Origin of the sequence: Salmonella sp. 741265116_PST (assembly GCF_046567715.1) — a bacterium.
GTDB lineage: Bacteria > Pseudomonadota > Gammaproteobacteria > Enterobacterales > Enterobacteriaceae > Salmonella > Salmonella enterica.
Map to the genome: position 1 here is coordinate 87351 of NZ_JBKFPH010000014.1, position 12665 is coordinate 100015.

Genomic DNA, 12665 nt, shown 5'->3' on the forward strand with positions numbered 1-12665 from the left:
TTAGCCAACAACCAGATTGAGGAGTTTACCCGGAACGTAAATCACTTTACGCACGGTAACGCCATCAAGATATTTTGCCACCAGATGTTCCTGGCCTGCACGTTCACGCACCTGTTCTTCGGTAGCATCCACCGGTACGGTGATTTTCCCGCGAACTTTACCGTTAACCTGCACGACAACCAGCGTGGTGTTTTCCACCATTGCCTGCTCGTCGGCAACCGGCCACGGCGCGTTGTCGATATCGCCTTCGCCACCCAGTTCCTGCCACAAGGTAAAGCAGACGTGCGGGGTGAACGGGTTAAGCATACGCACGACGGCCTGCAGCGCTTCCTGAAGCAGTGCGCGGTCTTGTTCGCCTTCCTGCGGGGCTTTCGCCAGTTTGTTCATCAACTCCATGATCGCCGCAATGGCGGTGTTGAACGTCTGACGGCGGCCGATATCATCGGTCACTTTGGCAATGGTTTTATGCACATCGCGACGCAGCGCTTTTTGATCTTCGCTCAGTGCATCGACGTTCAGCGCCGCGACAGAACCTTTAGCGGTGTGTTCGTAAACCAGCTTCCAGACGCGTTTAATAAAGCGGTTTGCGCCTTCTACGCCGGACTCCTGCCATTCCAGAGTCATATCCGCCGGAGAAGCGAACATCATAAACAGGCGTACCGTGTCCGCGCCATAACGTTCAACCATTACCTGCGGGTCGATACCGTTATTTTTCGACTTGGACATTTTACTCATGCCAGTGTAGACCAGCGCATGACCCGCTGCGTCTTTTGCTTTTACGATGCGGCCTTTCTCATCGCGCTCGACGATAGCGTCAACTGGCGAAACCCAGTTACGCTCGCCGTTCTCGCCGACATAATAGAACGCATCCGCCAGTACCATGCCCTGACACAGCAACTGTTTAGCCGGCTCGTCAGAGGTGACCATGCCCGCATCGCGCATCAGCTTATGGAAGAAGCGGAAGTAGAGCAGGTGCATGATGGCATGTTCAATACCGCCGATGTAGATGTCGACCGGCAGCCAGTAGTTTGCCGCTTTCGAATCCAGCATTCCTTCCTGATACTGCGGGCAGGTGTAACGCGCGTAGTACCATGACGATTCCATAAAGGTGTCGAAGGTGTCGGTTTCACGCAGCGCCGGCATACCGTTAACGGTGGTTTTCGCCCACTCAGGATCGGCCTTGATCGGGCTGGTGATGCCGTCCATGACGACGTCTTCCGGCAAAATAACCGGCAGTTGATCTTCCGGCGTCGGCAGCACGGTGCCGTCTTCCAGGGTGACCATTGGGATCGGCGCGCCCCAGTAACGCTGACGGGAAACGCCCCAGTCACGCAGACGGTAGTTCACTTTACGTTCGCCGACGCCTTTTTCCGCCAGTTTATCGGCAATGGCGTTAAACGCCGCTTCAAAGGCCAGGCCGTCGAACTCGCCGGAGTTAAACAGCACGCCTTTTTCGGTCAGCGCCTGTTCGGAAAGATCCGGCTCGGAACCGTCAGCGGCCAGAATCACCGGCTTGATGGTCAAACCGTATTTGGAGGCAAATTCGTAGTCGCGCTGATCGTGACCCGGAACGGCCATCACCGCGCCAGTGCCGTACTCCATCAGGACAAAGTTTGCCGCCCAGACCGGGATCTCTTCGCCAGTTAACGGATGAATCGCTTTATAGCCGGTGTCGACGCCTTTTTTCTCCATGGTCGCCATTTCGGCTTCGGCCACTTTGGTGTTACGGCATTCGTCGATGAACGCCGCCAGCTCGGCGTTGTTCGCCGCCGCTTTTTGCGCCAGCGGATGACCGGCGGCCACCGCCAGGTAAGTGGCGCCCATAAAGGTATCCGGACGGGTGGTATAGACGGTCAGCGTGTTATCGTAACCCTTCACATCGAAGGTGATTTCCACGCCTTCAGAGCGGCCAATCCAGTTGCGCTGCATCGTTTTTACGGTATCAGGCCAGTGGTCCAGCTTATCCAGATCGCGCAACAGCTCGTCTGCGTAAGCGGTGATTTTGATAAACCACTGTGGGATCTCTTTACGCTCAACTTTGGTGTCGCAGCGCCAGCAGCAGCCGTCGATCACCTGTTCGTTGGCGAGAACGGTCTGATCGTTCGGGCACCAGTTAACGGCAGAAGTCTTCTTGTACACCAGGCCTTTTTTATACAGCTCGGTGAAGAATTTCTGTTCCCAACGGTAGTATTCCGGGGTGCAGGTCGCGATTTCACGGCTCCAGTCATAGCCAAAACCCAGCGTTTTGAGCTGGTTTTTCATGTACGCGATGTTGTCGTACGTCCACGGCGCCGGCGCGGTGTTGTTCTTCACCGCCGCGCCTTCCGCCGGCAGGCCGAAGGCGTCCCAGCCGATTGGCTGCAGCACGTTTTTGCCCAGCATACGCTGGTAGCGGGCAACCACGTCGCCGATGGTGTAGTTACGTACGTGGCCCATGTGTAGTCGGCCAGAAGGATAGGGAAGCATCGACAGGCAGTAATACTTCTCTTTGCTCTCGTCTTCGGTCACTTCAAATGTGCGCTTCTCATCCCAGTGAAGCTGTACTTTGGATTCTATCTCTTCCGGGCGGTATTGCTCTTGCATGGCAGCCAGTAGTCCTGTTTTCGATACAGCTACAAATGTAGCTTTAGAGGTGGTGTTTAGATCCGCATAGCATAGCCCAAACACGCACGTCAAAACAGGGGGTAGAACATTTGTCGCGCCAGGCGTTCATGAGGAGGTGACGCAAAATGCGACACGACTGAGGCAAATTACCGCAGTTCCTGTCACCGCCAGATCGGCCCATAAAAATAAAGTCATATAAACCATGCAGTTAAAAAATGGCACGCCTTTTGATTAGGGAAGACAGGACTAAAGCAAAGGAGTTAATCGTGAAAAAAAATGCAGTGGTGATTCACCCTCAGGATTGCGTCGCGACGGCTATTACGGCGCTCAAAGCCGGCGAAACCGCCACAATGTTCGTTGGCGAACGCGAGATAAGCGTTGTGTTACATCAGGATGTGCCATTTGGCCACAAATTCGCCATCTGCGATGTGCCTTTTCATGGCGAAGTTTATAAATATGGTGAATCCATTGGCCGCGCCACTCAGGAAATAAAAAGTGGCGACTATGTGCACGTCCACAATGTGGAAAGCGAACGCGGACGTGGTGACTGGAAATAATATAAAACAAGGGAAAATGATTATGAGCAATGAGACTTTTTTGGGGTTCCGCCGCCCTGACGGCCGTTTTGGCATCCGTAATTATGTACTGATTTTACCTACCAGCGTTTGCGCGAATAAAGTTGCCCAGGATATTGCCCGGCAGGTAAAAGGCGCGACATGGGTGAATAACGATTTTGGCTGCTGCCAGGTGGCAGGCGATGCGCGTCTGACGGAAAAAACATTGATTAATGTGGCGAATAATCCCAACGTCGGCGCTATTGTGGTTGTGGGCTTAGGCTGTGAAGGCGCGGAGCCGCTACGCATCGCAGAGGAGATTACCGCATTTGGCAAACCGACCTCCTGCATCACCATTCAGGAAGAGGGCGGCACGCTTAAATGTCAGGCCAGGGGGATTTCGCTGGCCCGCGACTATGCGCAACAACTCTCCATGCAAAAACCGCAGCAAGCACCGGTTAGCGAGCTGCTGTTGGCGATGGAGTGCGGCGGGTCAGATACGACATCGGGGCTGGCGTCTAACCCTTCCTGCGGGGTCGCCTCGGATAAGCTGATACGCTGCGGCGGAAGCTCAATTCTTTCTGAAACGACGGAATTTATTGGCGCCGAGCATGTGATGGCGAAACGCGCGGTGACGCCGGAGGTTGGTCAACAGCTCATTGATTTAGTGGTCGGCTGCGAGGCGCGAGCAAAAGCGCTGGGCGAGGATATTCGCGGGGGACAGCCGACGCCGGGCAATATTAAAGGCGGGTTGACTACCATTGAAGAAAAATCGTTAGGCTGTATGCATAAAGCGGGTCATGCGCCGCTACAGGGCGTACTGGAATATGCCGATAGTCCAACGCATCCGGGCCTGTGGATTATGGATACCCCAGGGCAGGATATTGAATCTATTTCCGGCATGGTGGCGGGGGGAGCGCAGATCGTTATTTTTACTACCGGTCGCGGAACGCCTGCCGGTAACCCAATAGCGCCGGTAATAAAAATTACGGGTAATAAAGCAACGTGGGAAATGATGCAGGACAATATTGATATTGATGTGTCCGCCATTATGTCTGGCGAGGCTTCTATTACGCAAATGGGCGAGGAAATTTATCAGGAAATTTTACGCGTCGCGAATGGGAAAACGACTAAATCAGAAGATTTAGGTCATAACGAATTCTCTATTTATAAGATCGCGCCGACGTTCTGATACCAAATCGGGCAGCACAAGCTGTCCGGTTATCTCCTGGGAATAAGCTATGAAAATTAAAAAAACACTGGAACGTTTTCCTGGTGGTATGATGGTTGTACCGCTAATCATCGGCGCATTGTTTAAAACTTTTGCGCCGGAGGCGCTGGAAATAGGCGGTTTTGTCACCTCTATTTCGCATGGCGCAATGGCGATTTTAGGCATGTTTTTAGTCTGTATGGGCGCGGATATCCAGTTTAAAGCCGCGCCGAAAGCGCTGAAAAAAGGCGCTGCGATCACCTTTGCGAAATTTGCCAGCGGCGTGATTATTGGCATTCTGGTCGGAAAATTTTGCGGCCCGGATGGGTTATTAGGTCTGTCGGCTTTAGCGATTATTTCGGCGATGACCAACTCGAACAGTGGGTTATATGCCGCGTTGGTGGGGGAGTACGGCGATGAAACCGACGGCGGCGCGATTGCGGTAATATCGTTGAACGATGGTCCCTTTTTCACCATGCTGGCGTTAGGGTCGGCAGGCATGGTGTCGATACCCTTTATGAATCTGGTGGCGGTTATTATTCCCATTATTATTGGCATGATTTTGGGTAATCTGGATGAGGACATGCGCAAGTTTCTTAAACAGGGCAGCGTGGTAACGATTCCCTTTTTTGCCTTTGGGTTAGGATACGGTATTGATTTCGCAAGACTTATCACGGCAGGCTCTTCAGGTATTTTACTGGGACTCATGACGGTGGCGATTGGCGGATTTTTTAATATTTTCGCCGATCGTCTGACGGGAGGCAGCGGCGTGGCAGGCGCGGCGGTATCCACCACCTCTGGCAACGCCGTCGCGACGCCAGCGGCAATCGCGCTGCTCGATCCGCATTTTACCGACCTGGCGTCGACGGCGGCGGCGCAGGTGGCGGCCTCGACGATTATTACCGCTCTGTGCGCCCCCTTCCTGACCGTATGGATAAAAAAACGCTACGATCGTAAACTGAACCCAGCCGCCGCAGGCGGTTAGCGTTTCGGCGGAAAATAAATCACGACGGGCGGTCTCGCCCGTTCATAAACCAACAGGATGGTGAGTGATGAATAAGACGAAAGATATAGCCGCATCTCCTCTCTGTTTTGTCTCTCCTTACCCTCAACTGGCAAAGGCTGCCGAGGCGCTGGTCGCGCAGTTGGATTACGCCGTCACTATTCATCAAACGACGCTTAATCGTATCCTGGATGAGCTACCTTTATTAGAGTCCCGTGGGCACCAGGTACTGATTAGTCGTGGCGGCTGTGCGGAAATATTAAAAAAGCACAGTAAATTACCGGTAGTCGAAATTAAAATGTCCGGCTACGACATTCTTGATGCGCTTATCCCTTTTAAAGGACAAAAAGGCACTGTCGGTATTGTCGGCTTTTCCAGTGTGATCAAAGGATGCGCGCGCGTAGCGGAACAGTTAAATATTAACTATAAAATTTTTACCTTACAGGGAAATGATAAAGAAACGATTTCTTGCCTGAAGCGGCAATTAGCGTCCACGCCATTAGATTGCATTGTTGGCGATACCGTTTGTCAGGATTATTTTTCACCGCTGGGCTCGCAATTCCGTTTACTTGATTCCAGCCCCGCCTCAATAACCGAAGCTCTGGAAGAAGCCCTCTCATTATATCTGGCTTTTCGCAGCCAATTACTGGAGCGTCATCATCTGCAGCTGATTCTCGATCAGTTTGATAAAGCTGTTATCACGCTTGATGATACCGGCGCGTTACTGCATTACAATAAATATGCGAGCCAACTTTTTAAAATTAACGCCTCCGGTGAGATTTATGACGCATCTTTCCTGAAACAGGTATTGCACCAGGAGCGGCATACATTACGTGAGGGAAAAACCGTCAGCGCGAAAGTCGTCGATACGCCGCAAGGCGCGATGGTGGTTAATCTGTATCCGGTATTTGCGGCCAGACAGTTAAGCCGGGTGGTGTTGACGATGCAAACCGTCTCCAGTTTACAGGGGGTGGAACATCATGTTCGCCGCCAGGAACTGTCTCGCCGCGGCTTGAGCGCCCGCTATCATTTCGACGATCTGCTTACCGAAAATCCGGAAATGCTGCGTCGTCTGGCGATCATTAAAAATTATGCCGGTACGGACGCGACTATCTTAATTAATGGCGAAAGCGGGACGGGAAAAGAGGTGCTGGCGCAAAGTATTCATAATGCCAGCCAACGCGTCAACGGCCCGTTTGTCGCCATTAACTGCGGCGCGATGGCCCCTCAGATTCTGGAGAGCGAACTCTTTGGCTATGTCGCTGGCGCATTTACCGGCGCGTCGCCGAAAGGCAAAATAGGCCTGTTTGAATTAGCGCACCACGGTACCATTTTTCTGGATGAGATTAGCGAACTGGATAAACCGCTACAGACGCGCTTATTACGGGTATTGCAGGAGCGGCAGATTATGCGGCTGGGCTCAGACCAGATGATACCTGTTGATATTCGCGTGATTGCGGCGACCAATCAGACGTTAACGAAGCTCATTGCGGACGGGACATTTCGCGAAGATCTTTACTATCGGCTTAACGTATTAAAAGTAACCACCATCCCGCTACGCAAACGTCCGGAGGATATCAAAGCCATCGGCCTGTCGCTGCTTACCAGTTTCAGCCAGCATTATAAACGCCCGGCACTAACGTTAACCCCGGCGCTGTGGCAAGAGCTTCAGCGCTTCGCCTGGCCCGGAAACGTCAGGCAGTTAAGCAATATTATCGAACGGCTGGTGCTCTCTATTGATCACTCCCCGGCAACGCTGGATGAGGGCCGCCTCTTGCTGGACGATCTGGAAGAGGGGAGCCGACGCGAGCCAACTACCTGCTACGACTGCCAGATGCTGGCTGGCGATTATAAAACGATTCGCCTGCGTATTTTGAGAAAATTATTAGAGGCGGAAAGGGATAATAAATCGTTAGTGGCGAAACGATTAAATGTCGATCGTACCTCGCTGACGCGCTGGATACGTGAGTCGGCCTGACAAGAATTTACAGACTCTGTGGGCAGCCTTGCAAAGCGTAACGCAAATAACGTCTATTATTATAGACAGTTAACGATCCAAGAGGTGAAGTGATGAACAAGGTTGCTCAATATTACCGTGAACTGGTGGCCTCATTAAGCGAGCGTTTACGCAATGGCGAGCGCGACATTGATGCGCTGGTGGAGCAGGCGCGCCAGCGCGTGATGCAAACAGGGGAGTTAACGCGAACCGAGGTGGACGAACTGACGCGCGCTGTCAGACGCGATCTGGAAGAGTTCGCCATGAGCTACGAAGAGAGCCAGGAAGATAGCGTCTTCTTGCGGGTGATTAAAGAGAGTCTCTGGCAGGAACTGGCAGATATTACCGACAAAACCCAGCTGGAATGGCGTGAAGTCTTCCAGGATTTGAATCACCACGGCGTGTATCACAGTGGCGAAGTGGTGGGGCTGGGGAATCTGGTGTGCGAGAAATGCCACTATCATCTGGCGGTTTACACGCCGGATGTGTTGCCGCTCTGCCCGAAATGCGGTCATGACCAGTTTCAGAGAAGACCGTTTGAGCCGTGAGTGGAAGAGCGCTGGTGCGTCTTATCCGGCCTACCAAAAATCGTTCACGTAGGCCGGATATGGCGAAGCTGCCATCCGGCAAATATTACGCGTAAGACTTCAGCCGTTCCGCCAGTAAATCGACAAATCCCTGGCGGTCTACATCGACCATCACCGTCGCATTCGGCTTATTCCCCGTCAGGAAATAATAATCCACCACCGTCATCCCCTGGGTGTATTTCCCCTGGGTTTCCACGCCGACCCAACGCTCAACGGTGGTGAAAATCTCGGGCTTGAGCAGCCAGGCGATGGTGCACGGGTCGTGCAGCGGCGCGCCGACAAATCCCCATTTTTCGTCTTTGTGATATTCAAAGAAGAAGTCGAGTAGTTCAGCCACGATCGTCGAAATTGGATTGCCGATGTCGCGGAAACGCTCGATATCGGCGGCGTGAATCTGTGCCTTATGAGTGACGTCCAGCCCGGCCATCACCACCGGAATGCCTGACTGGAAGACAATTTCGGCGGCCTCCGGGTCGACGTAAATATTAAATTCCGCAGCGGGTGTCCAGTTACCCAGCGCCATCGCGCCGCCCATGATCACAATGCGGGCGATTTTCGTATGCAGTTCCGGATGGCTATTCAGCAGCAGCGCCACGTTGGTCTGTGGGCCAGTGGAGACGATGGTGACTGGCTGTGCGCTCTCACGCAGTGTTTTTGCCATCAGCTCAACGGCAGTGCAGCTTTGCGGGGCGAATGACGGCTCGGGCAGCGCCGGGCCGTCAAGACCACTTTCGCCGTGAACGTTATCGGCGATAATCAATTCGCGCATGAGAGGTTTCACCGCGCCGCCCGCCACCGGAATATCCGGGCGTTTGAGCAGTGTCAGCATCCGCAGTACGTTGCGCAGGGTCTTCTCCGGCGTCTGGTTGCCGGCGGAAGAGGTGATCGCTTTCACTTCCAGTTCAGGGGAGGCGAGGGCGAGAACGAGGGCGATCGCGTCATCATGACCCGGATCGCAATCAATAATAATGGGCAGTGCCATTGTGGCTCCTTGTAAGCGGTACTTTGTGACAAGGTTAACGCCCGGCTGGATACGTTTCGAGAAGCGAAGCGGTAAAGCGTGAGATAGCGCGCACTCTGACGTGCGCGCCGGGAAGATTAGTGCAGGATTTTCGCAAGGAAGTCTTTTGCGCGATCGGAACTGGGGTTAGCGAAGAACTCCTCTTTTGGCGAATCTTCGACGATTTTACCTTCATCCATAAAGATCACCCGGTTAGCCACTTTACGGGCAAAGCCCATTTCGTGCGTCACCACCATCATGGTCATCCCTTCGTTCGCCAGCTCGACCATCACGTCCAGCACCTCGTTGATCATTTCCGGATCGAGCGCGGAAGTCGGTTCATCGAATAACATGGCAATGGGGTCCATACATAGCGCGCGGGCGATCGCCACGCGCTGCTGCTGGCCGCCGGAAAGCTGCGCCGGGAACTTGTTGGCATGTGCAGACAGACCAACGCGCTCCAGCAGCTTCAGGCCTTTATCGCGGGCGGCGGCCTTATCGCGTTTCAGCACTTTCACCTGTGCCAGCGTCAGGTTTTCGATGATCGACAGGTGGGGAAACAGCTCGAAGTGCTGGAATACCATGCCCACGCGGGAGCGCAGTTTCGCCAGATCGGTTTTTTTGTCGTTCACAATAATGCCGTTAACGGTAATTTCGCCTTTTTGCACCGGTTCCAGACCGTTGACGGTCTTAATCAGCGTGGATTTACCGGAACCCGATGGCCCGCAGACTACCACCACCTCACCTTTTTTCACTTCTGTTGAACAATCGGTCAGCACCTGAAAGTGACCATACCATTTTGAAACATTTTTCAGGGTAATCATTAAACTGTCCTTTTCTTCAAATAGCTGACCAGCAACGACGCGCTCAGGCTGATAACAAAATAAACGGCGCCGGCGAACAGAATCATTTCGACCTGAGTACCGTCACGCTCGCCGATAGTCGACGCGGTGCGGAAGAAGTCCGCCAGGCTGAGTACATAAACTAAAGAGGTGTCCTGAAATAGCACGATGCCCTGCGTAAGCAACAGCGGCACCATCGCCCGAAACGCCTGCGGCAGAATAATGAGCTTCATCGACTGCCAGTGGGTCATCCCCAGCGCCAGCGCGGCGCTGGACTGGCCGCGGGAAATACTTTGAATACCGGCGCGAATAATCTCGGAATAGTAGGCCGCTTCAAACATGGAGAAGGCCACCATTGCGGAGATCAGGCGGATATCGGTTTTCGGCGATAGTCCCAGCACGTTTTGCAGAAAGCCGGGTACAATCAGATAGAACCACAGCAAGACCATGACCAACGGGATAGAACGGAAAACGTTAACATACGCTTTAGCAAACCAGGCGATAGGGGCGAAGCTTGAGAGGCGCATGACGGCCAGAATGGTTCCCCAGACTATCCCCACGACAACGGCGGTGACGGTGATCTTCAGCGTGATGACCAACCCGGCCAGCAGGTAAGGCAGTGAGGGGATAATCGAACTCCAGTCAAATTCGTACATTATTTGCTCCCCACGTTGCCCGGCAGGCGGACTTTGCGTTCAACCAGGCTCATGACCAGCATGATAACGGCGTTAATCAGCACATAGGCCAGCGTAATGGCGGTGAAAGATTCCCAGGCGTGCGCCGAGTAATCCAACAGTTTGCCTGCCTGCGCCGCCATATCCACCAGACCGATGGTTGAGGCAATAGCCGAGTTTTTCACCAGGTTCATCATCTCTGACGTCATTGGCGGCACGATAACGCGATAGGCATTCGGCAGCAGGACATAGCGATAAGCCTGCGGCAGCGTTAGCCCCATCGCCAGCGCCGCGTTCTTCTGCCCGCGAGGCAGAGACTGAATCGCGGCGCGCACCTGTTCGCAAACGCGGGCGGCGGTAAACAGTCCCAGACAGATCATTGAGGAGAGGAAAAACTGAATATTGGGATCGAGTTCCGCCTTAAACCACATGCCAAGATCTTCCGGCAACAGTTCAGGCACCACCAGGTACCAGGTGAAGAATTGCACGATCAGCGGCACGTTACGGAACAGTTCTACGTACAACGTGCCCAGTCCGGAGAGGAAACGGTTGGGAACGGTACGTAAAATGCCGAAAATAGATCCTACCAGGAAAGCAATAATCCAGGCGGTAATCGAAAGGGCTACGGTGACCTGGAAACCACTCCATAGCCAGCCGAGATAGGTGGTATTGCCGAAGGGGGCTTCCTGTAAAAAAATACCCCAGTTCCAGTCTATTGACATACATCTACTCCGAAAAAAAAGGGTAGCAGCGCTACCCTCGAAGATTGTTGCCCGGCGATTTGCGGCTTCAGGCCCGATGGGGAACGACCATCAGGCTTATAGTCTGTCCGTGCTGAGCGACAATCGAGAGGACAGTAGTCCCGTCCCATTTAGTTTTAGTTAGTTAAGCGCTTTATCATTCGGTGCTTTGAACAGGGCTTTCATCTCGTCAGACAACTCGAAATTCATGTTCAGGTTTTTCGGTGGGATCGGATTTTTAAACCACTTATCAAACCACTTTTCCGCTTCGCCGGAGGTTTGCGCCTGGGCGATGGTATCGTCCATCAGCTTTTTAAACTCAGGGTCGTTTTTACGCAGCATACAGCCGTAGGCTTCCTGGGACTGCGGTTTACCGACAATCTCCCAGTTATCCGGTTTTTTTGCTTTGGCGCGCTCGCCGGCCAGCAGCGCGTCATCCATCATAAAGGCGACGGCGCGACCGCTTTCCAGGGTGCGGAACGAGTCACCGTGGTCTTTCGCGCTAATAATACGCATATCCATCTTTTGCTCTTCGTTAAGCTTATGCAGCAGAATTTCAGAGGTCGTCCCGGAGGTGACGACGACCGCTTTGCCTTTCAGATCCGGGAAATCTTTAATATCGCCGCCTTTTTTAGTCAGCAGTCGCGTCCCGACGACGAAAATCGTATCGGAGAAGGCGGCCTGTTTCTGGCGCTCAAGATTGTTAGTCGTTGAACCACATTCAAAATCGAAGGTTCCGTTTTGCAACAGCGGAATACGGTTTTGCGAGGTGATCGGAATCAGCTTCACCTGCAGATCGGGCTTGTTAAGTTTCTTTTTTACCGCTTCCACAATGGCGTTGGAGTAGTCCTGGGAATAGCCGACCACTTTCTGCTGGTTGTCGTAATAAGAAAAGGGCACAGAAGATTCGCGATGCCCGACGACGATCACGCCATTTTTAGCGATCTTGTCCAGGGTGCTACCAGCGGCAGGCGCGCCATCTTCTGCGTGCGCAAGGCCCGCAGACAGTCCCATGACCAGCATTGCTGTGGTTAGCTTACGTAATTGCATATCCAACTCCTTTATCATCTGCGCCGTCGACGCATTGATAGCTATTGTGATGTTGTTATTGCCTGCAACTTGCGCGTGCAGTGTTATGTGTGTTTGTTAACATTTAGTGTGGCTTGTTGTAAATGTTTTGCTGCAATATTGTTTATTTTTGCGAAGTGCGCCGCACCGTTCAGAGGCAAAAATCGCAGTTTGCACAATAATGGTGCTACCGATGCTGTGTTGTGGTGCAACCTGGTTGCGCCGGTAGGGAGTGTGCAGCCTCTTGATTATATTAAGCAATTGGCGTGCCAGAATGAGATTTTGGTGGCGGTGAGAGGTTGTAGGCCTGATAAGCGTAGCGCCATCAGGCACGGTGCGATACAACTGCCGGATGGCGGCGTACCGCCTTATCCGGCCTACATTGGA

At 53.1% G+C, this 12665-nt stretch carries 11 protein-coding genes; 5 read left to right on the plus strand and 6 right to left on the minus strand.

The window, feature by feature from the left end:
* Complete coding sequence (gene leuS, locus ACLD11_RS12055) at positions 1 to 2583, minus strand: leucine--tRNA ligase (protein ID WP_411012130.1); 2583 nt, start codon at positions 2581 to 2583, stop codon at positions 1 to 3.
* Positions 2584 to 2819: 236 nt separating this feature from the next.
* On the opposite strand from leuS, the gene ACLD11_RS12060 reads away from it, so the two are divergent.
* The 5 genes from ACLD11_RS12060 (at position 2820) to ACLD11_RS12080 (ending at position 7915) form a co-directional block, all read left to right on the plus strand.
* A complete protein-coding gene (locus ACLD11_RS12060; RefSeq protein ID WP_015632837.1) occupies positions 2820 to 3161 on the plus strand; it encodes a UxaA family hydrolase in 342 nt (113 codons plus the stop codon).
* 16 nt (positions 3162 to 3177) lie between these two features.
* The gene (locus ACLD11_RS12065; RefSeq protein ID WP_001670689.1) at positions 3178 to 4350 is read left to right on the plus strand and encodes a UxaA family hydrolase; all 1173 of its coding nucleotides are present in this window, start codon (positions 3178 to 3180) and stop codon (positions 4348 to 4350) included.
* Between the two features lie 49 nt (positions 4351 to 4399).
* Positions 4400 to 5353 (plus strand): 2-keto-3-deoxygluconate permease, encoded by a 954-nt coding sequence (locus ACLD11_RS12070; RefSeq protein ID WP_000694477.1) that lies wholly within the window; start codon positions 4400 to 4402, stop codon positions 5351 to 5353.
* A 67-nt stretch (positions 5354 to 5420) separates the two neighbouring features.
* Positions 5421 to 7349, plus strand: coding sequence for a sigma 54-interacting transcriptional regulator (locus ACLD11_RS12075; RefSeq protein WP_411014956.1), 1929 nt, complete (start codon positions 5421 to 5423; stop codon positions 7347 to 7349).
* A 92-nt stretch (positions 7350 to 7441) separates the two neighbouring features.
* Positions 7442 to 7915 (plus strand): zinc ribbon-containing protein, encoded by a 474-nt coding sequence (locus ACLD11_RS12080; protein WP_001044885.1) that lies wholly within the window; start codon positions 7442 to 7444, stop codon positions 7913 to 7915.
* Between the two features lie 85 nt (positions 7916 to 8000).
* On the opposite strand, the gene rihA is transcribed toward ACLD11_RS12080, so the two are convergent.
* The 5 genes from rihA to ACLD11_RS12105 form a co-directional block, all read right to left on the minus strand.
* Positions 8001 to 8936, minus strand: a complete 936-nt coding sequence (gene rihA, locus ACLD11_RS12085; RefSeq protein WP_411012131.1) for a pyrimidine-specific ribonucleoside hydrolase RihA — start codon at positions 8934 to 8936, stop codon at positions 8001 to 8003.
* Between the two features lie 116 nt (positions 8937 to 9052).
* The gene (gene gltL / locus ACLD11_RS12090) at positions 9053 to 9778 is read right to left on the minus strand and encodes a glutamate/aspartate ABC transporter ATP-binding protein GltL (RefSeq protein WP_000631369.1); all 726 of its coding nucleotides are present in this window, start codon (positions 9776 to 9778) and stop codon (positions 9053 to 9055) included.
* Positions 9778 to 10452 (minus strand): glutamate/aspartate ABC transporter permease GltK, encoded by a 675-nt coding sequence (gltK, locus tag ACLD11_RS12095; RefSeq protein ID WP_000272799.1) that lies wholly within the window; start codon positions 10450 to 10452, stop codon positions 9778 to 9780. Before gltK ends, gltL begins: the two co-directional genes overlap by 1 nt.
* A complete protein-coding gene (gltJ, locus tag ACLD11_RS12100; protein WP_000020930.1) occupies positions 10452 to 11192 on the minus strand; it encodes a glutamate/aspartate ABC transporter permease GltJ in 741 nt (246 codons plus the stop codon). The genes gltK and gltJ overlap by 1 nt, the downstream gene beginning before the upstream one ends.
* Positions 11193 to 11351: 159 nt before the next feature.
* Positions 11352 to 12260 (minus strand): amino acid ABC transporter substrate-binding protein, encoded by a 909-nt coding sequence (locus ACLD11_RS12105; RefSeq protein WP_183058756.1) that lies wholly within the window; start codon positions 12258 to 12260, stop codon positions 11352 to 11354.
* Positions 12261 to 12665 lie beyond the last annotated feature (405 nt).

Coding starts and splice junctions, on each gene's coding strand:
- leuS (WP_411012130.1), bottom strand. CDS start 2,583: ATGCAAGAGCAATACCGCCCGGAAGAGATAGAATCCAAAGTACAGCTT.
- ACLD11_RS12060 (WP_015632837.1), top strand. CDS start 2,820: ATGGCACGCCTTTTGATTAGGGAAGACAGGACTAAAGCAAAGGAGTTA.
- ACLD11_RS12065 (WP_001670689.1), top strand. CDS start 3,178: ATGATTATGAGCAATGAGACTTTTTTGGGGTTCCGCCGCCCTGACGGC.
- ACLD11_RS12070 (WP_000694477.1), top strand. CDS start 4,400: ATGAAAATTAAAAAAACACTGGAACGTTTTCCTGGTGGTATGATGGTT.
- ACLD11_RS12075 (WP_411014956.1), top strand. CDS start 5,421: ATGAATAAGACGAAAGATATAGCCGCATCTCCTCTCTGTTTTGTCTCT.
- ACLD11_RS12080 (WP_001044885.1), top strand. CDS start 7,442: ATGAACAAGGTTGCTCAATATTACCGTGAACTGGTGGCCTCATTAAGC.
- rihA (WP_411012131.1), bottom strand. CDS start 8,936: ATGGCACTGCCCATTATTATTGATTGCGATCCGGGTCATGATGACGCG.
- gltL (WP_000631369.1), bottom strand. CDS start 9,778: ATGATTACCCTGAAAAATGTTTCAAAATGGTATGGTCACTTTCAGGTG.
- gltK (WP_000272799.1), bottom strand. CDS start 10,452: ATGTACGAATTTGACTGGAGTTCGATTATCCCCTCACTGCCTTACCTG.
- gltJ (WP_000020930.1), bottom strand. CDS start 11,192: ATGTCAATAGACTGGAACTGGGGTATTTTTTTACAGGAAGCCCCCTTC.
- ACLD11_RS12105 (WP_183058756.1), bottom strand. CDS start 12,260: ATGCAATTACGTAAGCTAACCACAGCAATGCTGGTCATGGGACTGTCT.